This is a genomic window from Ferrovibrio sp. GW821-FHT12F09 (assembly GCF_058806775.1).
On sequence record NZ_JBXAPZ010000002.1, the window covers coordinates 599,297 to 621,036 of the forward strand.

General features: G+C 62.5%; 25 protein-coding genes and 1 pseudogene. 10 read left to right on the forward strand and 16 right to left on the reverse strand.

Features of this window, described 5'->3' with window-relative positions; all coding sequences use genetic code 11:
* The first annotated feature begins 136 nt into the window (after nt 1–136).
* Nucleotides 137–679, forward strand: coding sequence for a tetratricopeptide repeat protein (locus tag AC1ROB_RS15840; protein WP_492970164.1), 543 nt, complete (start codon nt 137–139; stop codon nt 677–679).
* A 7-nt stretch (nt 680–686) separates the two neighbouring features.
* Here AC1ROB_RS15840 and AC1ROB_RS15845 read toward each other — a convergent pair whose 3' ends face one another.
* Both AC1ROB_RS15845 and pyk read right to left on the reverse strand, forming a co-directional pair.
* Complete coding sequence (locus tag AC1ROB_RS15845; protein WP_492970163.1) at nt 687–1,019, reverse strand: DMT family protein; 333 nt, start codon at nt 1,017–1,019, stop codon at nt 687–689.
* On the reverse strand, nt 1,019–2,440 hold the full coding sequence (pyk, locus tag AC1ROB_RS15850; protein ID WP_492970162.1) for a pyruvate kinase: 1,422 nt from the start codon (nt 2,438–2,440) through the stop codon (nt 1,019–1,021). Before pyk ends, AC1ROB_RS15845 begins: the two co-directional genes overlap by 1 nt.
* Before the next feature lie 152 nt (nt 2,441–2,592).
* Here pyk and ppa point away from each other — a divergent pair, with 152 nt between their 5' ends.
* Together ppa and AC1ROB_RS15860 are read left to right on the forward strand one after the other, a co-directional pair.
* Complete coding sequence (gene ppa, locus AC1ROB_RS15855) at nt 2,593–3,126, forward strand: inorganic diphosphatase (protein WP_492970161.1); 534 nt, start codon at nt 2,593–2,595, stop codon at nt 3,124–3,126.
* Between the two features lie 114 nt (nt 3,127–3,240).
* Nucleotides 3,241–3,747 carry a PAS domain-containing protein gene (locus tag AC1ROB_RS15860; RefSeq protein ID WP_492970160.1) on the forward strand — a complete coding sequence of 169 codons (507 nt, stop codon included), beginning with the start codon at nt 3,241–3,243 and terminating at the stop codon, nt 3,745–3,747.
* Here AC1ROB_RS15860 and AC1ROB_RS15865 read toward each other — a convergent pair.
* Nucleotides 3,744–5,393, reverse strand: a complete 1,650-nt coding sequence (locus AC1ROB_RS15865) for a GMC family oxidoreductase (protein ID WP_492970159.1) — start codon at nt 5,391–5,393, stop codon at nt 3,744–3,746. The two genes, AC1ROB_RS15860 and AC1ROB_RS15865, sit on opposite strands and share 4 nt — an antisense overlap.
* A 241-nt stretch (nt 5,394–5,634) precedes the next feature.
* Between AC1ROB_RS15865 and AC1ROB_RS15870 the strand changes: the two genes are divergently transcribed.
* The 4 genes from AC1ROB_RS15870 (at nt 5,635) to AC1ROB_RS15885 (ending at nt 8,702) form a co-directional block, all read left to right on the forward strand.
* The gene (locus AC1ROB_RS15870; protein WP_492970158.1) at nt 5,635–6,255 is read left to right on the forward strand and encodes an SLATT domain-containing protein; all 621 of its coding nucleotides are present in this window, start codon (nt 5,635–5,637) and stop codon (nt 6,253–6,255) included.
* Between the two features lie 7 nt (nt 6,256–6,262).
* Entirely contained in the window at nt 6,263–7,582 is a 1,320-nt protein-coding gene (locus AC1ROB_RS15875) for a reverse transcriptase domain-containing protein (RefSeq protein WP_492970157.1), read from the forward strand.
* Between the two features lie 262 nt (nt 7,583–7,844).
* Nucleotides 7,845–8,171: a YciI family protein gene (locus AC1ROB_RS15880; protein ID WP_492970155.1), complete on the forward strand. Its 327-nt coding sequence runs from the start codon at nt 7,845–7,847 to the stop codon at nt 8,169–8,171.
* 222 nt (nt 8,172–8,393) lie between these two features.
* Complete coding sequence (locus AC1ROB_RS15885; RefSeq protein ID WP_492970154.1) at nt 8,394–8,702, forward strand: hypothetical protein; 309 nt, start codon at nt 8,394–8,396, stop codon at nt 8,700–8,702.
* Nucleotides 8,703–8,727: 25 nt separating this feature from the next.
* Here AC1ROB_RS15885 and AC1ROB_RS15890 read toward each other — a convergent pair whose 3' ends face one another.
* From AC1ROB_RS15890 to greB, 3 genes are read right to left on the reverse strand one after another with little or no spacing between them, the layout of a single operon-like run.
* Nucleotides 8,728–9,930, reverse strand: coding sequence for a BaiN/RdsA family NAD(P)/FAD-dependent oxidoreductase (locus tag AC1ROB_RS15890; protein WP_492970153.1), 1,203 nt, complete (start codon nt 9,928–9,930; stop codon nt 8,728–8,730).
* A gap of 5 nt (nt 9,931–9,935) precedes the next feature.
* Nucleotides 9,936–10,193, reverse strand: a complete 258-nt coding sequence (locus AC1ROB_RS15895) for a ParB N-terminal domain-containing protein (protein WP_492970152.1) — start codon at nt 10,191–10,193, stop codon at nt 9,936–9,938.
* Nucleotides 10,190–10,753 carry a transcription elongation factor GreB gene (greB, locus tag AC1ROB_RS15900; protein WP_492970151.1) on the reverse strand — a complete coding sequence of 188 codons (564 nt, stop codon included), beginning with the start codon at nt 10,751–10,753 and terminating at the stop codon, nt 10,190–10,192. Before greB ends, AC1ROB_RS15895 begins: the two co-directional genes overlap by 4 nt.
* Before the next feature lie 35 nt (nt 10,754–10,788).
* Between greB and AC1ROB_RS15905 the strand changes: the two genes are divergently transcribed.
* Nucleotides 10,789–11,259: a YaiI/YqxD family protein gene (locus AC1ROB_RS15905; protein WP_492970150.1), complete on the forward strand. Its 471-nt coding sequence runs from the start codon at nt 10,789–10,791 to the stop codon at nt 11,257–11,259.
* A gap of 143 nt (nt 11,260–11,402) precedes the next feature.
* Nucleotides 11,403–13,898 (forward strand): hybrid sensor histidine kinase/response regulator, encoded by a 2,496-nt coding sequence (locus AC1ROB_RS15910; RefSeq protein WP_492970149.1) that lies wholly within the window; start codon nt 11,403–11,405, stop codon nt 13,896–13,898.
* Between the two features lie 7 nt (nt 13,899–13,905).
* Here AC1ROB_RS15910 and AC1ROB_RS15915 read toward each other — a convergent pair whose 3' ends face one another.
* The 3 genes from AC1ROB_RS15915 to AC1ROB_RS15925 form a co-directional block, all read right to left on the reverse strand.
* Complete coding sequence (locus tag AC1ROB_RS15915; protein ID WP_492970148.1) at nt 13,906–14,133, reverse strand: hypothetical protein; 228 nt, start codon at nt 14,131–14,133, stop codon at nt 13,906–13,908.
* A gap of 30 nt (nt 14,134–14,163) precedes the next feature.
* Nucleotides 14,164–14,328 (reverse strand): hypothetical protein, encoded by a 165-nt coding sequence (locus tag AC1ROB_RS15920; protein WP_492970147.1) that lies wholly within the window; start codon nt 14,326–14,328, stop codon nt 14,164–14,166.
* 98 nt (nt 14,329–14,426) lie between these two features.
* A complete protein-coding gene (locus AC1ROB_RS15925) occupies nt 14,427–14,636 on the reverse strand; it encodes a cold-shock protein (protein WP_492970146.1) in 210 nt (69 codons plus the stop codon).
* A 428-nt stretch (nt 14,637–15,064) separates the two neighbouring features.
* Between AC1ROB_RS15925 and AC1ROB_RS15930 the strand changes: the two genes are divergently transcribed.
* On the forward strand, nt 15,065–16,183 hold the full coding sequence (locus AC1ROB_RS15930) for a hypothetical protein (protein WP_492997206.1): 1,119 nt from the start codon (nt 15,065–15,067) through the stop codon (nt 16,181–16,183).
* 6 nt (nt 16,184–16,189) lie between these two features.
* Here the strand turns inward: AC1ROB_RS15930 and AC1ROB_RS15935 are convergent, their stop codons facing one another.
* The 7 genes and pseudogenes from AC1ROB_RS15935 to AC1ROB_RS15965 all read right to left on the reverse strand — a co-directional run bounded on the left by AC1ROB_RS15935 (nt 16,190) and on the right by AC1ROB_RS15965 (nt 21,733).
* Nucleotides 16,190–17,308 (reverse strand): pentapeptide repeat-containing protein, encoded by a 1,119-nt coding sequence (locus AC1ROB_RS15935; protein ID WP_492970761.1) that lies wholly within the window; start codon nt 17,306–17,308, stop codon nt 16,190–16,192.
* A 242-nt stretch (nt 17,309–17,550) separates the two neighbouring features.
* Nucleotides 17,551–18,948, reverse strand: coding sequence for an NAD(P)(+) transhydrogenase (Re/Si-specific) subunit beta (locus AC1ROB_RS15940; protein WP_492970144.1), 1,398 nt, complete (start codon nt 18,946–18,948; stop codon nt 17,551–17,553).
* Between the two features lie 10 nt (nt 18,949–18,958).
* Nucleotides 18,959–19,240 (reverse strand): annotated as a pseudogene (locus AC1ROB_RS15945) (proton-translocating transhydrogenase family protein); the annotation flags it as partial.
* A 20-nt stretch (nt 19,241–19,260) separates the two neighbouring features.
* Nucleotides 19,261–20,412 (reverse strand): Re/Si-specific NAD(P)(+) transhydrogenase subunit alpha, encoded by a 1,152-nt coding sequence (locus AC1ROB_RS15950; protein WP_492970143.1) that lies wholly within the window; start codon nt 20,410–20,412, stop codon nt 19,261–19,263.
* Nucleotides 20,413–20,472: 60 nt separating this feature from the next.
* Entirely contained in the window at nt 20,473–20,610 is a 138-nt protein-coding gene (locus tag AC1ROB_RS15955) for an aa3-type cytochrome c oxidase subunit IV (RefSeq protein ID WP_492970142.1), read from the reverse strand.
* A gap of 119 nt (nt 20,611–20,729) precedes the next feature.
* Complete coding sequence (locus tag AC1ROB_RS15960; protein WP_492970141.1) at nt 20,730–21,485, reverse strand: putative metalloprotease CJM1_0395 family protein; 756 nt, start codon at nt 21,483–21,485, stop codon at nt 20,730–20,732.
* A 47-nt stretch (nt 21,486–21,532) separates the two neighbouring features.
* On the reverse strand, nt 21,533–21,733 hold the full coding sequence (locus tag AC1ROB_RS15965; protein WP_492970140.1) for a hypothetical protein: 201 nt from the start codon (nt 21,731–21,733) through the stop codon (nt 21,533–21,535).
* Nucleotides 21,734–21,740 lie beyond the last annotated feature (7 nt).

The following is a 21,740-nucleotide window of genomic DNA, read 5'->3' on the forward strand; positions in this document are numbered from 1 at the left end:
GGTTGGCCGGCCGCCCTCGCGGCAGCCGCTGGAGGGTTAGACCGCCGGCAGGCCGGTTTATTCCCGGCGATCACAAATAAATGCGCCGGCAAAACGGCCCTTGCCGGGGGCTGGCTGCGGACCTACCATTCGACTCATGCGGTTACTGGCGATCCCCACGCTGCTTTCGCTGCTGTTCCTGGCGCTTCCGGCGGCCGGGCAGAGCGTGGTCGACAGCCTGTTCGAGAAACTGCAGGACACCCAGAATCCCATCGAGGCGCGCCAGCTTGAGCGCAAGATCTGGGAAGCCTGGGGCAAGAGCGAGTCCGACACGCTGGATGCCCTGATGCAGGGCGGCATGACGGTGATGGAAAAGGGCGACCACAAGCGCGCCGCCGATATCTTCACCGCCATCATCGAACTGAAGCCCGATTTCCCCGAGGCCTACAACAAACGCGCCACCGTGCGCTTCCTGGCCGGCGACTATGCCGGCTCGGTGGCCGATATCGAGCGCACGCTGAAACTTGAGCCACGGCATTTCGGCGCGCTGACCGGTCTGGCCCTGATTATGGAGCGGCTGGACAACCTGGAAGAAGCGCTGCGCGCCTATCGCCGCGCCATGGCCGCCAACCCGCATCTGACCGACGGCGCCGACAAGCTGAAAGAGCTGCGCCGGAAGATCGACGCCAAAGAGCTTTAGGCCGCCTTCATTTCTGGAAGATGAAGAAGACCGCGCCGATCAGGCACAAGAAGGCGGCCAGGTAATTCCAGCGCAGCCCCTCGCCCAGATAGAACACGGCAAAACCGGCGAACACCGCCAGCGTGATCACCTCCTGCATGACTTTCAGCTGTGCCGCCGTGAAGCCGCCGGTGGTGTAGCCGATACGATTGGCTGGCACCGCCAGGCAGTATTCGAAAAAGGCGATGCCCCAGGAGATCAGGATCACCTTCCACAGCGCCTGCTCCTGGTATTTCAGGTGCCAGTACCAGGCAAAGGTCATCAGCACATTCGAACCGATCAGTAACGCAATCGTCGGCATCAGCCGGCCTCCACCCGCGCAATCCGCAACACATTGGTATTGCCCGGCGTCCCGAAGGGCACGCCGGCAGTCACGACCAGATTATCGCCGGGCTTTGCCATTTCGCTGGTGCGTGCAAATGCCACCGCCTTCGACACCATGTCGGAAAAGTTGATCGCATCCGCCGATACCACCGCATTGACGCCCCAGGCGATGCTGAGCCGCCGCGCCGTCTCGGTCAGCGGCGTCAGGCAGAGGATCGGCGACCGCGGCCGTTCGCGCGCGGCGCGCAGCGCCGTCGAGCCCGACATCGTATAGGTGACGATGGCGGCGGCGTTGATGGTTTCGGCCACCTGGCGGGCGGCCGCGGTGATCGCATCGGACGCAGTATTCTCCGGGTTATTGTGTTCGGCATCCATGATGCCGCGATAGAGCGGATCGCGCTCCACCTGCTCGGCGATGCTGTTCATGGTGCGCACGGCCTCGATGGGATAATCGCCGGACGCCGTTTCGGCCGACAGCATCACCGCATCGGCGCCGTCATAGACCGCCGTCGCCACATCGGAGACCTCGGCGCGCGTCGGTACCGGCGCCTTGATCATGCTTTCCAGCATCTGCGTCGCGACAACCACCGGCTTGCCGGCACGGCGCGCCGTGCGCACGATGCGTTTCTGCAGGCCCGGCACCGCCTGCAGCGGCATCTCGACGCCGAGATCGCCGCGCGCCACCATCAGCGCGTCACAGAGCGTGACGATCTCGTCCAGCGTCTCCACGGCCGAGGGCTTCTCGATCTTGGCCAGCAGCGCCGCGCGGCCCTGAATGAGGGCGCGCGCCTCGCGCAGATCATCGGGCCGCTGCACGAAGCTCAGGCCCACCCAGTCGACGCCGTGCTCCAGCGCAAAGGCCAGGTCGGCGCGATCCTTGGGCGTCAGCGCCGAGAGCGGCACCACCACATTGGGCAGGTTGACACCCTTGCGGTCGGACAAACGGCCGCCGACCAGCACCTCGGTCTCGGCCCAGCCGACGCCGATGGCCTTCACCCGCAGGCGCAGCTTGCCGTCATCGAGCAGCAGCTCGGCGCCGGGCTTCAGGCTGCCCAGCACTTCGGGATGCGGCAGTTGCACCCCCGTGATGTCGCCGGCGCCGGCCTGCAGGTCGAGACGGAAGCTCTGGCCCTGCAGCAGCTCCACCGCACCATCCCGGAAGGCGCCGATTCGCAGCTTGGGCCCCTGCAAATCCGCCAAAAGCCCGATCGGCCGGCCGCTGGTGATCTCCAGGGCGCGGACCGTCCGGATACGCTCCAGATGATCGGCATGGCTGCCATGGCTGAAATTGAGGCGGAAGACATCGGCGCCGGCCTCGAACAGGGCCCGGATACGGTCGGGACTGCTGGAACTGGGGCCTAAGGTGGCGACAATCTTGACGTTGCGTTCCCGATGCATACTCCCCCCAGCTCCAGAGGCCCCATCTTAGTCACCGGGAGGCACCATCTGCGACGAAAATATTAAGGATCAAGCGGTTGCGTTTTCTGCTGCATTTGCGAAAAAGACGCCGCTTCCCCGCCAGAGTCCCCAAGGACCAAAGGACCACGACCATGGATATCGCCCGCATCAGCGTCGGCAAGAGCCCGCCCTACGACATCAACGCCGTGATCGAGATTCCGGCCGGCGGCGTGCCGGTGAAATACGAACTGGACAAGGATTCGGGTGCGCTGTTCGTCGACCGCTTCCTGCACACCGCCATGTTCTATCCGGCCAATTACGGCTTCATCCCGCATACCCTGGGCGGCGACGGCGACCCTTGCGACATTCTGGTGGTGAGCCATGTGCCGGTGGTGGCCGGCGCCGTGATCCGCTCGCGCCCGATCGGCGCGCTGAAGATGGAAGACGAGGCCGGCGGCGACGAGAAGATCATCGCCGTGCCGGTCGACAAGCTGCATCCCTTCTACACCAATGTCGCGACCTACCAGGACCTGCCGGCCAGCCTGATCGAGCAGATCGAGCATTTCTTCGTCCACTACAAGGACCTGGAAAAGGGCAAGTTCGTGAAGAGCGCCGGCTGGGTCGGCCCCGACGAGGCCGCCAAGATGATCACCGAAGGCATCGTGCGCGCCGCCGGCATCAAGTAAGGCGCCCCACATACAGTGCAGAGACGGCGGCCACAGGCCGCCGTTTTCGTTCCCGGCATCGGATCTTTGGAGAATCTGCTGGTATCGGAACGGCCGGTCGCGCAGAGTCGGACCATGCTCTCCCCTGATCCGCCTATTGCCGCCGGCGCCGATCTTGACCGCATCACCGATGCGCGCCTGCGTCGCGCCCTCGACTGGTGGCGGAGCCTGCCCCGCAATGACGGCGGCCCCCTGCCCGACCGCAAGGATCTCGACCCGCTCAGCATCCCGGATCTGCTGCCCCATATCGTGCTATGGGACGTCACGCGAGGGGCAAACGGCTTCGACTATCGCGTGCGGCTGGCTGGCACCGCCATGGTGGAGGTGCACGGCTATGAATTTACCGGCCTGACCATGGCGCAGTTTCACGGGGCCGAAAATGCCAAGATCCAGCCCGAATATGATTTCGTCTGCCGCAGCGGCCAGCCGCACTATGTGGAGCGCAGCCTGTTCTGGATGAACCGCGACTATCAGCGCTACAGGCGCATGCTCCTACCCTTCGCCCATCGGGCCGCAACCGGCCATGATGACGCGGCGCTGATCCTGAATATCTCCAACTTCCTCGGCCGCGACCTCGCCTAGCCGCGATTATCTTCGAGCACCATCTCAGCGCCCTTCTCGGCGATCATCAGCGTCGGCGACGCCGTATTGCCCGAGGGGATCAGCGGCATGGCCGAGGCATCGATCACCCTGAGGCCATCCACCCCTCTTACACGCAGGCGCCCGTCCAGCACCGCCATCGGATCGCCGTCGACGCCCATCTTCGCCGTGGCCACCGGATGGAAGATCGTCGCACCGATCTGGCCGGCGGCGACGCGCATGTCGGCTTCGGTCTGGACCTGCGGGCCGGGCAGGTATTCCTCCGGCCGGTATTTCGCCAGAGCCGGCGCGGCGGCCAGTTTGCGCGTCAGCTTCAGGCTGTCGACCGCCACCTGGATATCGGCTTCGGTATCCAGGTAATTAGGCTGGATCGCCGGCGCCTGCTTCGGATCACTGGATTTGATCCTCACATGGCCGCGCGACGTCGGCCGCAGGTTGCAGATGCTGGCGGTGAACGCCGGAAAGGCATGCAGCGGCGAGCCGAACTTGTCCAGCGACAGCGGCTGGATATGAAATTCCACATTCGGCGTCTCATGCTCAGGCGACGAGCGCGTGAACATCCCGAAGGTGCTGGGCGCCATAGTGAGCGCTCCACGCCGACGCACCGCATAGTCCAGCCCCATCAGTGCGCGGCCGAACAGGCCGGCATCGTTGATGGTGCGCGCGCCCTTCACCTTGTAGATCAGCCGCAACTGCAGATGGTCCTGCAGGTTCGCGCCGACGCCGGGCGCATCCACCAGCACATCGATACCGTGCTCTTTCAGCAGCGCCGCGGGACCGATGCCGCTCAACTGCAGCAGTTGCGGCGAGTTGATGGCGCCGGCCGAGAGGATGATCTCCTTGCGCGCCTTGACGCGGCGGCGCTCGAAATCGTCCGACACGATCACGGATCTGGCGCGCGGCCGGCCGCTGTCGGTGGCGGTATCGAATTCGATCTTTTCGACATGGGCATTGGAGACGATGCCGAGATTGGGTCGCTGGTCGATCACCGGTCGCAGGAAGGCGGAAGCCGTGGACCAGCGGAAGCCCTTCTTCTGGTTGACCTGGAAATAGCCCGAGCCCTCGTTGGTGCCGAGGTTGAAATCTTCCGTCTTTGGAATGCCGATCTGCTCGCCGGCCTGCTGGACGCTGTCGAGCAGATCCCAGCGCACGCGGGCTTTTTCCACGCGCCATTCGCCACCGGCGCCATGCAGCGCCGATGCGCCGCCATGGAAGTCTTCGTGTTTCTTGAAATAGGGCAGCACATCGTCCCAGCCCCAGCCGGAGAGGCCCATCTGCGCCCAGGTGTCGTAATCCTGCACCTGGCCGCGCATGTAGACCATGGCGTTGATGGCGGTGCAGCCGCCGATCACCTTGCCACGCGCATAGCCGATGGCGCGGTTGTTCAGGCCCGGCACCGGTTCGGTCTGGTAGCACCAGTCGGCGCGCGGATTGCCGATGGCGAACAGGTAGCCGATGGGGATGTGGAACCAGACCCAGTTGTCGCGGCCGCCGGCCTCGACCACCAGCACCTTGTTCCTGGGGTCTTTCGACAGCCGGTTGGCGAGCAGCAGGCCGGCGGTACCGCCGCCGACAATGATGTAATCGAAGGTGGTGCCTTCAACGATTTCTTGGGCCTCAGCGGCCATGGCGTTTCCCTTTTCACTCGATCAGTAGGCGGAACACTACGCATGCTTAAACGTAAAGAATAGTGCCTTAAGCACGCCCAGCGGATGCGTCCTTGCCATAAATAATGTGAAAAATGTAAGGTTTTCCGGTGCGGGTGGAGTTGCAGGAACCCTGTGACTAGCTCCCCTAATAGAGGGGCTCCTCTTAGACAGCAGGGGGCAACCCCTAGCTTCCATTGCTATCCCACAAAGTGGGAGATAGTTGCTTATCAGTCTTTACACCCGCACCCCTTCACCGAGGTTGAAAACATTGGAAGACATTGCCCAGAAATACAAAGATAAAATATGGATAACCTATAAAACGCGGATCATTTCCGAAGCACGTTATCGAGTTTACGGCACAACATCCCACGCACTAAACTTATACCTTTCTCTTCATCTGATTGTTTATTCGATATGGGCGGAGAAATTCACCCATATTATCGCTTACTTCGAAAAAATCATGATTTGCTTAAGCATCGCGGTATTTGCATTTTCTATCGCCATATACGGATTCCGCTTTTTTGAGAAAGCAATTCAATTTCGCGAATGCTACCTAAAACTCCAGGGCCTTTTAGACGGCACCTTTTCCTATGCTGAATTAACCACTCGGTATCATGATATACTCTCGCAATATCCGAATCATTCCGAGCAGGACTATGATGACCTGATCGTCGTAAACTCTCACCTCAGAAACAGGCCAATAAAATCAAACCACGACGGACTCGATATAAAGCCAACATGGAAGAAAATTCTGGGATTCTATATAAGAAAAATAGTTTTCTACTTTTTTGTTATTGCCAGCGTGATATTGCCTTTAATTCCATTCGTCGCATTGCTTTGATACTGCGATGCGCCCTTATTTGATATTTAATGCAATATTTAAAGAAGAGTCGTTACTTGAGATATTTAAAGAGCATCTAGATAAATCCGGCGCAATTGGATTGGATGGGGTATCTCATCGGAATTTCTCAGAGCGCTTAAATCAAGAGATATCGATCATCTCTGAGAAGGTATCTCAAAATAGATACCAATATACGCCTTATAGAGAGAAACTGATCTCAAAAGGCGCCGGAAGACCCCCCCGCATTATCTCCATTCCAACATTCCGAGACCGCCTAACATTACGGGCATTGTGCAATTTCTTAATAGAACTATTCCCATACCTGAGAACAAAAAAACCACACGTCTATATAAAAGAAATACGAGACTACATTCGAACTTCTAAAGAGCCTCTTCATTTTCTCCGCTTAGACGTAAAAGAATATTTTCCATCAATTTTACACGACGTACTAATTCGGAAAATTCGAAAGCACACTCAGAAAAAAGAGGCGATAGAGCTAATTCGGAAAGCCTTAAAGACATTCACGGGTAAGAGAAAAAATGAGAAGGGCGTCCCGCAGGGACTGAGTATATCAAATATGCTGTCTTCTGTTTATTTGGCAGAAGTCGATAAAGTGCTTTCTGAAAAATGGAAATACCTTCGATACGTGGATGATATCCTTATCATTTGCCCAGAGGGGGAAGTTCTTACGGCGTACAGCGCCGTAAAGCACCTCACCAAACCATTAGGACTGGAATTTCATCCTTTGGAAGAAGAAGGAACAAAAACAACAACCGCATCAGTTGATGAAGGCGTTTCCTATTTAGGATTCCATATAACGCGAAGCTTAATCTCTATCAGAGAGACTTCTTACAAGAAGATGTACTCAACAATCCTTTCGGTTCTAACGGCACACAAGCACAAGCCTAATGAATCAAAGCTTATATGGCGCCTTAATATCAAGATCACTGGCTGCGTGTTTAACGAACAAAGATACGGGTGGGTTTTTTTCTTTTCGCTATCGGAGAACTTAAAACAATTTGAAAGTCTTGATCATTTTATTATCAAACAATTTAAAATTCGGGGCTTGAGCCATCTCATTCCAAGATTAAAGAAATTCGTGCGCGCTTATCACGAAATTCGCTATAGCAGCGAGAACACGTCGTACATCCCAAACTTCGATGCATATTCTCCAAGACAGATCGTAGAAGCATTAAGCCAAATGACTGGCACTTCAGTTGAAGATTTGATGAAACGACCTGAAGATGAGAACAGGAAGCAATTCTTCCGCATCCTCCGAAGAGAGGTTACGGAACTTGAGCGAGATTTAATGGATCCCTCCTCATAGTATTTAACGATTCGGTTAGCATGATGGAAACTGCGCAGCGACGATCCTATATTAGCTAACGATACCGCGATGCCCCTACAGGGTTACCCGCTCCAAAGCCCACTGAAAATTGAAGCCGCTGAGATAGCCGATAACGCCCACCACTTCGCCGATGGAATAGAGTCTCGGCACAGGTTGGACGTCATTCACATCCGCGTCAGCAAGCTGACCGCATAGCCTCATCGTGCTATTCACAGCCATCCCGCATTTCGGAGGCCCCATCATGCTCTTCATCGTCACCGCCAAGGACCGTCCCGGCACCGGCATGCGCCAGAAATGGCGCGCCGCCCATCTGGAATTCGTCGCCGGCTGCCGCGAGGTGTTTCGCTATGGCGGACCGATGATCGATGACAGCGGCGCGGTGATCGGCAGCCTGATGGTGCTGGAGATGCCCGACCGCGCGGCGCTGGATGCCCATCTGGCCCGCGATCCCTATTTCCGCGAGCCGGTGTTCGAAACCGTCGAGATCGTGCAGACCCGGCAGATCGTACCGGAACTGCAGCCGGGCAGCCTGAATGCCGAACTGGCGAAGCAGCGCGCCACGGCCTGAGGCGCCAGGCTACACTCTCGTCATGCCACGCCTGCGTGGCATTCACGACTCTTTGCCGAAACCCAAGACGTGGATGCCACGGCCTTGCCGTGGCATGACGGTGGGGGGATTTGGCGTTGCCCCCCAAAAACACCGGCCGGCCTGCTAAATTTCCGGATACCTGCGGCGGCGTTACTGTTTGTCTGCCTGCCGCCACGGCCACGGCCCGGCCAGACTATGGCCATGCGCCGCTATCCTCGTTCCCATCCCGCCAATTGCCGCCTGCCGCGGCCCGTCAGCCCGCCACATCACCGTGCCGCGCTGCTGGGCCTGTTGCTGCTGGCGCTGCTGCCCGGCGCCGGCAATCCGGCTGGTGTCGCAGCGCTGGCCGCCGTGCTGCTGGCCGCGGCGATGATCCTGCAGATTCGCAGCCGCCCCGCCACGCCGGTCCTGCTGTCTCCGCCCACCATGGTGATGCTGAATGGTGTCCGCTGGGAAGTCGGGCGCTGGGAAGTCGGGCGCTGGGACGTCAGGGGCGGGCCGCCGCGCTGACCCATCCTTACGCTGCTGGCTGGCGCTACAGCGCCTGCCCCGCCGCGTGGCCGGAACTCCACGCCCACTGGAAATTGAAGCCGCCGAGATGGCCGGTCACGTCCACCACCTCGCCGATGAAATAGAGGCCGGGCACGGCTTTCGCCGCCATGGTCTGCGACGACAGCGCATCCGTATCCACGCCGCCGAGCGTCACTTCCGCCTTGGCGTGGCCTTCGGTGCCGCCGGGCTGCAGCTGCCAGTCCTGCATCACCGCCGCCACGCCGCGCAGGCGCGCATCCGACAGGTCCGCCATGCGCGCGCCGTCTGAGACCGCAATCTCGGCCAGCCGCTGCGCCAGCCGCCGGGGCAGCAGGGTGGCAAGCACGGTGGCGAGGTCGGCTTTCGGGCGCTCGGCGCGCGCCGCTTTCAAAAGCGCAAAACCATCCCGGCCGGGCAGCAGGTTGAGCCGCACCGGCTCCGTCCGTCCGCGCTGCTCCCAGTAGGAGGAAATCTGCAGGATCGCCGGCCCGCTGAGGCCCTTATGCGTGAACAACAACGCCTCGCGGAAGGACTTTTTCCCGCAGGCGGCTTCCGAGTCTTCCACCGCCACGCCGGCCATGTCGGTCCAGCGGCCGGCCTCGCGCGGATCGAAGGTGAGCGGCACCAGCGCCGGCTTCGGCGCGATCACAGCGAGGCCGAACTGCCGGGCCAGATCGTAGCCCCAGCCGGTGGCGCCCATTTTCGGGATGCTGGGTCCACCGGTGGCGATCACCAGCTGCGTGGCCTCAAAGGACTCGGCATTCGCCGTCCCGACGCGGAAGCCGCTGTCGGTTTTCGCGACTGTGGCAATGGAGGTGGCGAGCCGGATATCGACCTGGCCGGGCCCGTGTCTGCATTCGTCCAGCAGCATCTGGATGATCTGCTTGGAGCTGCCGTCGCAGAACAGCTGACCCAGGGTTTTCTCGTGCCAGGGAATGCCGTGACGATCCACCAGGGCGATGAAGTCCTGGCAGGTGTAGCGCCTGAGCGCCGATTTGGCGAAATGCGGGTTCTGCGACAGGAAATCGTTCGGGCCGGCATGCAGATTGGTGAAGTTGCAGCGGCCGCCGCCGGAAATACGGATCTTCTCGCCCGGCTGGTCGGCATGATCGAGCAGCAGGATGCGCCGGCCGCGCTGCGCGGCCACACCGGCGCAGAACAGCCCGGCGCCACCGGCGCCGATGATGATGGCGTCAAACGGCTGCATGGGGATCAGAACTTGCGCGCCGCCACGATGTAGCAGGCAATCGTCGCCTCGCCGAGCGAGCGCATGGCTTCCAGCCGGTGCAAGCCGGCAATCAGCACATAGCGTTTTTCCTTCTCGTCGCGGCGCACCTGTATCGGCGTGGTCATGCCGCCATCGACCAGAATCTGGTCGGCCAGCGTCGAGACCTTGGCCGCATCCAGGGTGCTTTTGAATTTCGCCGGCACGTAAATCTCGGCGAGCTTCACCGGAATGGCTTTCATCATGCGGCCTGGTCCTCGTATGCGATCTTCAGCACTTCGATCTGTTCCGGCCCGTGCGGCGTGCGCAGGTCGACGATATCGCCGGCGCGCGCCTTCATCAGGGCGCGAGCGACCGGCGAAATCCAGCTCACCTCGCCCTGTTCCAGCCGCGCCTCGTCGATACCGACGATGCGCACGGTCTTGTTTTCGCCATGGGGATCGACATAGGTGACCGTGGCGCCGAAGAAGACCTGGTCGCGGTTCTTCTGCAGCTTCGGATCGACCGGCTCTGCGATTTCCAGGCGTTTGAGCAGGAAGCGGATGCGGCGGTCGATCTCGCGCAGGCGTTTCTTGCCGTAGAGATAGTCGCCATTCTCCGAGCGGTCGCCGTTGCCAGCGGCCCAGGAGACGATCTCCACCACCTTGGGCCGCTCGACGGATTTGAGCTGGCGCAGTTCGCCCTGCAGGCGCTTCAGGCCGGCAGGGGTGATGTAATTCTTGGCGCCAGCCGGGATCGGCGGCGCGGCGTCTTCCAGGTCGTCGTCGGGGTCGTTGTCCGACTCTTTGGTGAAGGCCTTGCTCATGGCGCGATCCTATCATGGCATGGCATAAAGCAGCCATGTCCCAGCCGCCGACCATCTATGTCGATGCCGATGCCTGTCCGGTCAAGGCCGAGATTTACAAGGTGGCCGAACGCCATGGCGCCGCCGTGGTGGTGGTGGCCAATGCCTGGCTCAACGTGCCGCGCGAGCCCTGGCTGCGGCTGGTGGTGGTGGAAGCCGGGCTGGACAAGGCCGATGACTGGATCGCCGAACAGGCCGGCCCCGGCAGCATCGTGATCACCGCCGATATCCCGCTGGCCGCCCGCTGCGTGAAGACCGGCGCCACGGTCCTGAGCCCGACGGGGCGCACCTTCACCGAGGCCTCGATCGGCATGGACCTCGCCACCCGCAACCTGATGACCAGTCTGCGCGACGCCAGCCCGACCGAGCGCGTGGGCGGCGGGCCGCGGCCGTTTTCGCAGAAGGACCGCTCGGCCTTCCTGCAGGCGCTGCACGAGGCCATCGTGACGCTGAAACGCGCCGTCTAGCCCCGGCCACGGCATGGCGAATCCCGAGTCGTGGCCGGAGGTTACCGGAAAATAACCCCGTATTCCGGTTGGACGGGAAAACGGCGATAGGACGGGCCCGACCCACGGTCTAGATTGCCCGCCACGGATCAATCGGACATCCAATGGAACAGCTCGGCAGAACCTCAATCGGGGGTGAACTCAAGGCTGCCGCCCATGCCGGGCGGCGCCATATTCCGCTGCGCGCCGGGCTGGCGCTGCTGCTGGCAGCGATTCCGGCGCTGACCATCCTGATCGCCGCCGGCATTCTGCAGATCTACGGCGCCGAGCTGATCGCGCGTCGCGCCGCCGAACAGCTGCGCATGGCCGGCATCCAGCTGGCCAACCGTCTCGACACCGGCATGCATCACCGCGCCCAGGAGCTGGTCCTGCTCAGCCGGCTGGATGTCATGCGCAATCCGAACTGGCAGCCCGACGCCATGCGCGCCGAGATCGAGCGGCTGAATGCCGGGCCGCGCGGCGGCAAGCGCTATGCCTATCTCGGCGTCACCAATGACAAGGGTATTGTCATCGCCGCCAATGATGGCCTGATGGAAGGCGCCGACGGCTCGTCGCGCCCGGTGTTCCAGCAGGGCATCAAGGGGCTGTGGTTCGGCGACGTGCATGAAGCCGTCATGCTCGACAAGATCCTCAATCCCGGCGGCCGCGAGCCGCTGCGCTTTGTCGATATCGCGCTGCCGCTGACCGACAAGGGCGGCAAAACCATCGGCGTGCTCGCCGCCCATATGGACTGGCGCTGGGCGGACCGCCTGCGCCATGACGTGCTGCAGAGCCTGGGGCTGGACCGCACCGATATCCAGGTGGCGCTGGTCGACAAGGATGGCGTGCCGTTGCCCGGCTCTTTCATCAATGAAAGCACGACGGCCAAGCCGCTGCTGCGCGATCTGGTCGCCGCCAGGGATGCCGGCGCCATGGCCGACTGGCCTGATGGCCGCTTTCTGACCGTGGCGGTGCGCTCGCCCGGGTATGACAGTTTCCCCGGCCTGGGCTGGCATGTGGTGCTGCGCCGGCCCGAAGCCAGTGCGCTCGCCACGCTGCATCGCTTCGAACGCAATCTCTGGCTGCTCGGCCTGGGGCTGGCTGCCGTCTTTGCCGTGGCCGGCTGGAGCCTGGCCGGCTATCTCGCCCGGGTCTTCACCGGCGTCAGCGACACCGCAACGGCGATTGCCGGCGGCGCCCGCGACATCGCCTTCCCGCCGCTGCCGGCCGTGGCGCCGCGCGAACTGACCGACCTGCATGCGGCGATCCGCACCATGGCCGCCGCCCTGATCGAGGCCGAGCGCCATATCCGCGCCGACAACCGGGTGCTGGCCGAACAGGTCGCCGCCCGCACCACCGAGCTGCAGCGCGCGATGGAACTGGCGCAGAGCGCGACCAAGGCCAAGTCGGATTTCCTTGCCAATATGAGCCATGAGCTGCGCACGCCGCTGAACGCGCTGCTCGGCATGATCACCCTGATGCTCTACCGGCCGCTGGACGACGATGCCCGGCAATATGCCCAGGTGGCGCAGGAATCCGGCCGCCACCTACTGGCGCTGATCAACGACATCCTCGATCTCTCGCGGCTGGAGTCGGGCGAGATCGAGCTGATGCCCGAGGATTTCGCGCCGGAGCCGCTGTTCCGCGGCGCCATCGAACTGGTGCAGCAGCGCGCCGCCGAAAAGGACCTGCCGGTACAACTCACCATCACCGGCTCGCTGCCGGCAGCCCTGCGTGCCGATGCACGCCGCCTGCGCCAGGTGACGCTGAACCTGATCGGCAATGCCATCAAGTTCACCGACCGTGGCCGGGTGGATGTGCAAGTGGCCTGCCGACCGATCGACAACGGCCGCTTCGAGCTGAGCTGCGCCGTGCGCGATACCGGCATCGGCATGACCGAAGAAGACCTGCAGAAGCTGTTCAAGCGCTTCAGCCAGGTCGACCTGTCGATGACCCGCCGCCATGCCGGCACCGGACTCGGCCTGGCGATCTCGCGCCAGCTGATCCAGGCCATGGGCGGCGACATCCACGTGGAAAGCCGCTACGGCAACGGGACCACCTTCCGCTTCACCATCCTCTGCGACCGCGCACTGGGCATGCCCGACGCCGCCCTGGATGGCGAAGGCCAGCCGACCCTGCCCCGCCTCGGCCTGCGCGTGCTGGTCGCCGAGGACCATCCCGGCAACCAGATGCTGGTGCGCAATCTGCTGGCGTTGATGGATTGCCGCGCCGATATCGTGGAGAACGGCCGCGAGGCGGTGACGGCCGTGACCCAGCGCGGCCCCTATGACGTGGTGCTGATGGACGGCCAGATGCCGGAGATGGACGGCATGAGCGCCACCCGCGCCATCCGCGCCCTGGACGGCGCAGTGGCCAAAATCCCGGTGGTGATGCTGACTGCCAATGCGATGAAGGGCGACCGCGAACGCTATCTGGCCGCCGGCGCCGATGATTTCGTGCCCAAGCCGATCGACCAATTCGATCTGGTGCGGGCGCTGCGACGGATTGCCAATCCCCAGGACGATGCCGTGATGGCGCCGACGTCAGCGCCGGCAATACAACTGAACGCCCGCCAGGGCGCCGCGCTGAGCAGCCTGCTGGGCAAGCTGCGGCAGCGCTGAGGCCGCGTTACTGGCCCGGAACCCGGGTGATAGTCTTGATCGGGCCGCGCGGACGGCCGGATTTTTCGGCGATCTCGCGATCCTGCCCCTCGAGGAAGGCCTTGATGGGGGCTTCGCCATCCAGACCGCCGATCAGTTCCGACGGCACGCGGCGGTTCGAGGTCTGCGCGCCATCCTGATAGATGACGTGAAACAGGATGAAGGCGGCGTTCGGATTGATTTTCTTCTTGGCCATGGGGCTACTCCACAAAAACTCTAGGCGGCCTCAGGCCGGATCGGACGTCACGCCGCCATCCGGGGCATCATCGGTCTGACCGCTTTTACGCCGTTCCGACTCTTCCTGGCGCTTCTGCAGCTTTTCCTGCTTCTTCTGTTCCTTGGCGCGATCGCGTTCGGCGCGCTGCTGATTGTAGTTCGGTTTGAAAGCCATGACGCTCTCCTGCAATAAGGCATACCTGCAATGAGGTATGGGGATAGAAAAAGGGGCGCCCGTCGCCGGACGCCCCTTCGCCTAAATCCGATGATGGATCAGACGGCCTTCAGATTCACCGCCGAGGTCTTGCCGCGCTTCGGATCGCGCTGCTCCTCGAAGGAAACCTTCTGGCCTTCGTTCAGGCCGGACATGCCAGCGCGTTCGACGGCGGAGATGTGGACGAACACGTCCGCGCCGCCGTTCTCCGGCTGAATGAAACCGTAACCCTTAGTGCCGTTAAACCATTTCACAGTGCCGACGGCCATGTGCTTATTCCTCGTTCAGATGGTAACAGCGGCGCACTCATGTACGTCGCATCAGACTATGTCCAGGATGGCAGAGGTCTGGACCCATCCGAAATGATCGAGGGGGGTAGCAGGCCGGCAGTCCAAGTAGAATGACGAACCTAACATAGGCGGTTTTGCCATTCCTGCAAGGCTGACGGCACCCAAAGTGCCGCCTGCCTGGCACAAGTCCATAGCTTCAAACGTAAAACCGGGGGGTCGGTTCCCTGCCCGGGGCTGAAAAAGACCGCTTCCGGCCCCAATCGGCCCGGCCGGCGCGCCGTCCGGCACAGAAGGGTATGCAGACCGCCCGGTTCGGGGCAGCATGGGGGCGGCAGAGATTGCCGTTGATTCGCCGCCCCGGGTGCGGCTATTCAACCGCAAACTCCAAGGGGTGGGTCCCTTAAAAAATGACGGCATACGGGGCATTCCGTGAAAATGCGGTGCAGCAGCAGCTGCATGGCATCTTTTTCGATCTGTGGCGGTTCGGCAGCAACGCCCTGGTGGGCTGGCGGCCCAGCCGGCGCGGCATCGAAATCATTACCGTGCCCAAGGTCCGCCTGTTCAGCGACCATGCCCGGCATCTGTCGGTGTTCGGCGAGGGCAACCTGATGAATGGCGCGGAGCTGGACGATGCCGCCCGCCTGCTGGACGTGCAGCCGGTCGAGTTGCGCCTGGAGATGCCGGTGGGCTATGGCCCCGGCGAAACACCGCCGGCCCTGGTCGAACAGGTCTTCAGCCTGTTCACCGTAACCCGCACGCAACATCGTGCGGTACTGCTGATCGACATCGTCGAGTTTTCCAAGGCCAGCCCGGAGCTGCAGGCCGCCCAGCTCACCACCCTGGAATTCTCGCTCAACCTGGCCGAGGAGATGGCGCGGGTACAGGGCCTGGCCGTGAGTTTCGGCCGCACCACAACAGGCGACGGCTTCTATGTCTGGAACGAGCGCCAGGGCCTACGCGCTGATATCGATTTCTTCTGCGCCGTTGCCATCTTCCAGATCCTGTTCTCGGCCCTGAAGCGTACGGTGACAACGGCCTCGACGGTGCCGGTGCTGCGTCTATGCCTGAGCATCGGCAGCCATTTCCTGTATCACCAGCCGCGCAAGGACGGCAGCGACGGCGGCTCCTTCATCGTCGGCGATGTCACCATCCAGGTGGCCCGCCTGATCAGTACCGCCCTGTCCGACCAGTTGCTGATCGGCGACTTCGAGCGCCCGCTGGGCCTGGGGCAGAAGCATTGCGACACCGAAACATTCCTGATCGCAACCAGCGAGCGGCTGTCCAATCTGGGCGAGCTGCGCATCCTGGGCTATCGGATCGACCGCATTGCCTTCTACCTGACCGGCCCGCTGGAGGATGGCCGGCACCGGCCGACGCTGATCACCATCACCGACAAGCATGGTTTCAAGCATCGCTGCTACAACGCCAAGCTCAATGCCTTCCCCGATCAGGGCGAGCCGTATTACTGCGGCCTGCAGCATGCCGATCTGATACGCAGCACCACGGCGGCAACGCCGGAAGACTGAAAGCGGTCAGTCGGCAGTGCCGCTGTCGCGCAGACAGGAGGTCAGGTCGAGGCCATCCAGCTTCGCATTGGCCATGTTGGCCCGGCTGAAATCGGTGGTGGCATGGCGGCCGGTAAAGCGTCCATCGCCTAGGTAGATCGGCAGGCTGCCCGAGGCCGCATCTGACAGGTTGCCCCAGCGCAGGTTGGCCTCCACGAAGCGCGCGCCGGAAATCCTGGCCTGCGCGAAGCTGGCGCCTGCCAGGTTGGCGCGCACGAAATTCGCCATCAGCAGGCTGCACCGGTCGAAACTGCAGCCACGCAAGTCGCTGTCGGTAAAATCGGCGCCATCAAAATTCATGCCCGAGAAATCGTGGTAGGCGACCATACGCCCCGAAAGATTGAGCTGGCGCCCATTCTTGCCGCCCGACACCATCCAGGTGCGATGCTGGTCCACTGCATCGGCCAGGTCAGCGGCGAAATCATACTCTTCCACCAGCTTCTGGTTCTCGGTGTCGAAACCATCCATCCCGACGCCGCGGATCACCGCATCGGCAAAATTCGCGCCCACCGCCACCACACCGTCTACCGTGGCATTGACGATCTGCGCGTTGCTGAGATTGGCGCCCACAAGCCGCGTGCCGATCAGCTTGGAGTCGCTTAAATTCGCCCCCTTGAGATTGGCATAGGACAGATCGGCGTTGCGCAGGTTGCTGCCGAAGAAATTCGCACCCGACAGATCAGCGCCCACCAGCGAAGCGCCACTCAGGTCGACGCCCGAGAACTGCGCACGCGCGGCCGTGGCATATTCCAGCAGGCAGTCGGTCAGATCGGGGATTTCGCTGCCCACGCGGGTCTGCCCGCCGGGCCGCATCATCACGCCGCCGCGGAAATCGGCGTCGATCAGGACGGCGTTGTTCAGGTTGGCGCCTTTGAGATTCACGCCGCGCAGGATCGCTTTGGTCAGGTTGGCGCCCTGCAGGTCGGCGCGAGCCAGATCGGCCCCGAACAGGTCGGCTTCCAGCAGGTCGGCACGCGACATACGGGCCGAACGCAGGTTGCTGCCCGCCAGTTTGGCCCGCTGCAAGGTGCGGCCCTCAAAGTTGGCGTTCTCAAGGTTTCGATGGGTGAAATCGAGGACCTGCATCACGTCTGCGCCCTCCCGCAGCAAGGCAGGATCGTACGCTATCAGATCTTGATCGGACAGAGAGGACATGATCGTGGAACGTGTTTTGTGTCTGGGCCTTTTTTCGCGCCCGTGTTTAGCACATTCCGCTCGCGTCAAAAGTGCAATGGAAAAATTATGATTTATAGAAATTCCAAACAAAAAACGGCCCGGACTCGCGATCCGGGCCGTCTGAACGGGTGGGTTTGCCCCAGGCGGAAGCTTCAGAGCCCCTTGACGATGTCTTCCACCATCTTCTTGGCATCGGCCAGTAGCATCATCGTATTGTCCTTATAGAACAATTCGTTATCAATACCGGCGTAGCCCGAGGCCATCGAGCGCTTCACGAACAGCACGGTCTTGGCCTTGTCCACATCCAGGATCGGCATGCCGAAGATCGGGCTCTTCGGATCGTCGCGGGCAGCCGGGTTGGTCACGTCATTGGCGCCGATCACAAAGGCGACATCGGCGGTCTGGAATTCGGAGTTGATCTCCTCCAGCTCGAACACCTCGTCATAGGAGACATTGGCCTCGGCCAGCAGCACGTTCATATGGCCGGGCATGCGACCCGCCACCGGATGGATGGCGTATTTCACTTCCACGCCCTCTTCCTTCAGCTTGTCGCCCATCTCGCGCAGCGCATGCTGGGCCTGGCTGACCGCCATGCCGTAGCCCGGCACGATGATGACCTTGCCGGCATTCTTCATGATGAAGGCGGCGTCGTCAGCCGAACCCTTCTTGTAGGGACGGTCGACCTTCTGGCCGCCGGCCGCCGCGGCGGTATCGCCGCCGAAGCCGCCAAGGATGACGTTGAACAGCGAGCGGTTCATGCCCTTGCACATGATGTAGGACAGAATCGCACCCGAGGAGCCGACCAGCGCGCCGGTGACGATCAGCGCCGGGTTCTGCAGGGTGAAGCCGATGCCGGCCGCGGCCCAGCCCGAATAGCTGTTCAGCATCGAGACGACGACCGGCATGTCGGCACCGCCAATCGGGATGATGATGGTGAAGCCGACGATCAGCGCCAGCACCGTCACCGCCCAGAACAGTTCGCGGCTCGGGTTCATGCAGAAGGCCACGACCAGCCCGACAATGATCAGGCCGATCAGGGCATTCAGGAAATGCTGCCCCTTGAAGATCACCGGGCTGCCGGAGACCAGGCCCTGCAACTTGGCAAACGCCACCAGCGAACCGGAGAAGGTGATGATGCCGATCACCACGCCGAGCGACATCTCGATGCGCGCCGCCACCGTGATCACGCCGGCAGCATTGACGATGCCGTAGGGCGCCGGATTGTAGAAGGCAGCCGCGGCCACCAACACGGCAGCGAGGCCGACGAGGCTGTGCATGGCGGCAACCAGCTGCGGCATCGCCGTCATCTGGATACGGCGGGCCAGCACGGTGCCGACGGCACCGCCGATCACCAGCGCCACCAGCACCCAGACGATGGTGTCGCTGAGCGCGCCCAGATTGGCGATGGTGGTCAGCACGGCAATGCCCATGCCGACCATGCCGTAGGTATTGCCCTTGCGGCTGGTCTCCGGCGACGACAGGCCGCGGAGCGCCAGGATGAACAGGATGGAGCTGACGAGGTAGAGCAGCGCGGTCAGTTGGATCGGCATGGCGCGGCCCTCACTTCTTTTCTTTTTTCTTGTACATGGCCAGCATGCGCTGCGTGACCAGGAAGCCGCCGAAGATGTTCACGGCAGCCAGGGCGATGGCAAGCAGGCCGAAGACCTTGGAGGCGTCGAATACCGCCGACGCGCCGGCGGCGATCAGCGCACCAACAATGATGACCGAAGAGATCGCATTGGTGACGCTCATCAGCGGCGTATGCAGGGCCGGCGTCACGCTCCAGACCACGTAATAGCCGACGAAGCAGGCGAGCGCGAAAACCGTCAGCAGCGAGAAGAAGGAATAAATCTCACCCATGATCAGTTCCCCTCTTTCAGCATCGCATGCACCACCTGGCCATCGCGGGTCAGGCAGGTGCCGGTGACGGTTTCGTCTTCCGGATTGAACTTGAAGGTCTTGGCGTCCTTGTCCCAATGCGGGCTGAGGAAATTCCACAGGTTCTTGGCATAAAGGTTGGAGGCATCGACCGGGACGCGGCTGGGATAGTTGGTATAGCCGACGATCTTGACGCCGTTGACCACCACGACCTCGTCGGGCTTGCTCAGCGGACAATTGCCGCCGGCTTCCACCGCGAGATCGATGATGACCGAACCGGGACGCATCGACTTCACCATTTCTTCCGTCACCAGCACCGGAGCCGGACGGCCAGGGATCAGTGCGGTGGTGATGATGATGTCCTGCTTCTTCACGGTTTCGGCCACGAGGGCCGCCTGCTTGGCCTTGTACTCGGCCGACATTTCCTTGGCGTAGCCGCCGGCGGTCTGCGAGCTGCGAGCTTCCTCGTCGTCGACCCAGACGAACTTGCCGCCCAGGCTTTCGACCTGCTCCTTGGTGGCCGGGCGCACATCGGTGGCCGACACCACGGCGCCGAGGCGTTTTGCCGTCGCAATGGCCTGAAGTCCTGCCACGCCAACGCCCATGATGAAGACACGCGCCGGGGCAATCGTGCCGGCCGAAGTCATCATCATCGGGAAGGCGCGGCCGAAATGGGCCGCCGCGTCCAGCACCGACTTGTAGCCGGCGAGATTTGACTGCGAGGAGAGAATGTCCATCGACTGCGCGCGCGTGATGCGCGGCATCAGTTCCATGGCATAGGCATTCACGCCGGCGGCAGCATAGGCCTTCACCTGGTCACGCTGCTGCAGGGCCTGCAGGCCGGCAACCAGCACGGCGCCCTTCTTCAGCAGCGCCAGTTCATCGCTGCCTTCGGCCGCCGTCATCGGCCGCTGCACCTTCAGCACCATATCGGCGTCGCCGATCGCGGCTTTGGCATCGGACGCAATCTGCGCGCCCATGGCGGTGTATTGGTCATCGGGGATATCGGCGGCGAGACCGGCGCCGGTTTCGACCACCACCGTGCAGCCAAGGCCGACGAATTTCTTCACCGTCTCCGGCGAGGCGGCGACCCGCTTCTCACCGGTGCGGCGTTCCTTCGGAATACCGATTTTCATGCAGATCCCCCCGAACGCTTAAAAACAAAGACGGCGCCGATAGGGCGCCGCCGGGCCGTCTTAAACCACGAAAATTGCCAGCAGGATGAGCAGCACGATCGTGGCAATCGAGCCCCAGGTGGTCATCTTCATGAAGCCATCCCAGGATGCCTTGTGCTGGCTGATGTCCATGGTGCCCATCTTGTGTTCTTCGGCCATAACGCCCTCTGTCTCTCAGGGATTGTCGTAAACGTTGAATCGGGCTGGGATATTACGCTGGCGTCCAAAGCCGGCACAACCCCTGCCGCAGCGGCGGATGGCCGGAAAGGCCTGCGAAATCAGGCGCTCAGGCCGACCAGCTGACCCAGCCCCCGGCTGGACTGGCTGATGGCGTTGCCGATGGCGGCCTGGTAGGCCTGCGTCGCCCGGCTGGCTTCGCCGGCCGGAGCAGTGCCCCCGCTGCCTTTATCGGTATCCTTTTCCGCCTGTTCGGCGCGCTTCTGCTCACGAATCTGGGCCAGAGCCTCCAGCCGCAAAGCAGCCGCAGCGGCGGCCACAGCGCGGTCGGCGCCGGAAGGATCGGCCGGCGCCAGAGCTGCGGCCGCCACCTGGGTGGCTTTCTGCAGGGTGGCCTCGGGGTCATTCTCCGCCCCGATATCGATGGCAACCTCGCCACTCACCGCATACATCTGGCCATCGGGACCGCGGGTGTAGCTGTAGGACGGCGCACCGGCATGGGCGCCGCCGACGGCCGCATGGGCGCGCTCATGGGCGCGCACCTTGGCATCGATCTGTTTGAGTTCGGCGACCGCCTTCTGCTCTTCCTCGGTCAGCTCGCCCGGCGACTTGGCGCCGCTGCTGCCCCCGGAGGAGGCGCTCTGCTGGGCGCCGAGCAGTGTGGCGCCGCTGGAAAGGCCGCCCCCCGTGACCACCGGCTGGCGCGCCAGCGCCCTGCGCTGCTCCGGCGACTGCCCGGCGATGCCGCCGAACACGGCTGCGCCGGGAAATGTCGCCGGATCGAGAGCCGGAGCATTCCCGGCTTTCGCAGGGCTGGCGGCAATGGCCGACGAAAAAGATGACAGGCTGTCGATCATGCCGCCATTTTCAGGCCAAAGTGGCGCTCCGGCAACCGCAAATCGGTTCAGACCCGGTCCCGCCCCACCCGTTTCAGCGGCCGGCCGCGCAGCCGTCCGGGCCGGGCCGGTGGCAGCACGGTGTCAGCCTGGACGCCATGGGAGCCATAGACTTCGTCATCGCCGCTGCGGTGACGATCGAGGTCGCTTTCGAAGGCGGCCGGTTCATGGGTTTCGGGCGGATGGCTGGCAGGGGTCTGCGGCGGCATTTGCGGT

Excerpts from the sequence above, each read along its gene's own strand:
- AC1ROB_RS15890 (WP_492970153.1), bottom strand. The coding sequence starts at position 9,930 with ATGCAGCCGTTTGACGCCATCATCATCGGCGCCGGTGGCGCCGGGCTG.
- AC1ROB_RS15865 (WP_492970159.1), bottom strand. The coding sequence starts at position 5,393 with ATGGCCGCTGAGGCCCAAGAAATCGTTGAAGGCACCACCTTCGATTAC.
- AC1ROB_RS15910 (WP_492970149.1), top strand. The coding sequence starts at position 11,403 with ATGGAACAGCTCGGCAGAACCTCAATCGGGGGTGAACTCAAGGCTGCC.
- AC1ROB_RS15895 (WP_492970152.1), bottom strand. The coding sequence starts at position 10,193 with ATGATGAAAGCCATTCCGGTGAAGCTCGCCGAGATTTACGTGCCGGCG.
- AC1ROB_RS15960 (WP_492970141.1), bottom strand. The coding sequence starts at position 21,485 with ATGATCGACAGCCTGTCATCTTTTTCGTCGGCCATTGCCGCCAGCCCT.
- AC1ROB_RS15955 (WP_492970142.1), bottom strand. The coding sequence starts at position 20,610 with ATGGCCGAAGAACACAAGATGGGCACCATGGACATCAGCCAGCACAAG.
- AC1ROB_RS15965 (WP_492970140.1), bottom strand. The coding sequence starts at position 21,733 with ATGCCGCCGCAGACCCCTGCCAGCCATCCGCCCGAAACCCATGAACCG.
- greB (WP_492970151.1), bottom strand. The coding sequence starts at position 10,753 with ATGAGCAAGGCCTTCACCAAAGAGTCGGACAACGACCCCGACGACGAC.
- AC1ROB_RS15920 (WP_492970147.1), bottom strand. The coding sequence starts at position 14,328 with ATGGCTTTCAAACCGAACTACAATCAGCAGCGCGCCGAACGCGATCGC.
- AC1ROB_RS15885 (WP_492970154.1), top strand. The coding sequence starts at position 8,394 with ATGCGCCGCTATCCTCGTTCCCATCCCGCCAATTGCCGCCTGCCGCGG.
- AC1ROB_RS15880 (WP_492970155.1), top strand. The coding sequence starts at position 7,845 with ATGCTCTTCATCGTCACCGCCAAGGACCGTCCCGGCACCGGCATGCGC.
- AC1ROB_RS15915 (WP_492970148.1), bottom strand. The coding sequence starts at position 14,133 with ATGGCCAAGAAGAAAATCAATCCGAACGCCGCCTTCATCCTGTTTCAC.
- AC1ROB_RS15845 (WP_492970163.1), bottom strand. The coding sequence starts at position 1,019 with ATGCCGACGATTGCGTTACTGATCGGTTCGAATGTGCTGATGACCTTT.
- AC1ROB_RS15930 (WP_492997206.1), top strand. The coding sequence starts at position 15,065 with ATGACGGCATACGGGGCATTCCGTGAAAATGCGGTGCAGCAGCAGCTG.
- AC1ROB_RS15935 (WP_492970761.1), bottom strand. The coding sequence starts at position 17,308 with ATGCAGGTCCTCGATTTCACCCATCGAAACCTTGAGAACGCCAACTTT.
- AC1ROB_RS15925 (WP_492970146.1), bottom strand. The coding sequence starts at position 14,636 with ATGGCCGTCGGCACTGTGAAATGGTTTAACGGCACTAAGGGTTACGGT.
- AC1ROB_RS15875 (WP_492970157.1), top strand. The coding sequence starts at position 6,263 with ATGCGCCCTTATTTGATATTTAATGCAATATTTAAAGAAGAGTCGTTA.
- pyk (WP_492970162.1), bottom strand. The coding sequence starts at position 2,440 with ATGCATCGGGAACGCAACGTCAAGATTGTCGCCACCTTAGGCCCCAGT.
- AC1ROB_RS15950 (WP_492970143.1), bottom strand. The coding sequence starts at position 20,412 with ATGAAAATCGGTATTCCGAAGGAACGCCGCACCGGTGAGAAGCGGGTC.
- AC1ROB_RS15860 (WP_492970160.1), top strand. The coding sequence starts at position 3,241 with ATGCTCTCCCCTGATCCGCCTATTGCCGCCGGCGCCGATCTTGACCGC.
- ppa (WP_492970161.1), top strand. The coding sequence starts at position 2,593 with ATGGATATCGCCCGCATCAGCGTCGGCAAGAGCCCGCCCTACGACATC.
- AC1ROB_RS15905 (WP_492970150.1), top strand. The coding sequence starts at position 10,789 with ATGTCCCAGCCGCCGACCATCTATGTCGATGCCGATGCCTGTCCGGTC.
- AC1ROB_RS15840 (WP_492970164.1), top strand. The coding sequence starts at position 137 with ATGCGGTTACTGGCGATCCCCACGCTGCTTTCGCTGCTGTTCCTGGCG.
- AC1ROB_RS15940 (WP_492970144.1), bottom strand. The coding sequence starts at position 18,948 with ATGCCGATCCAACTGACCGCGCTGCTCTACCTCGTCAGCTCCATCCTG.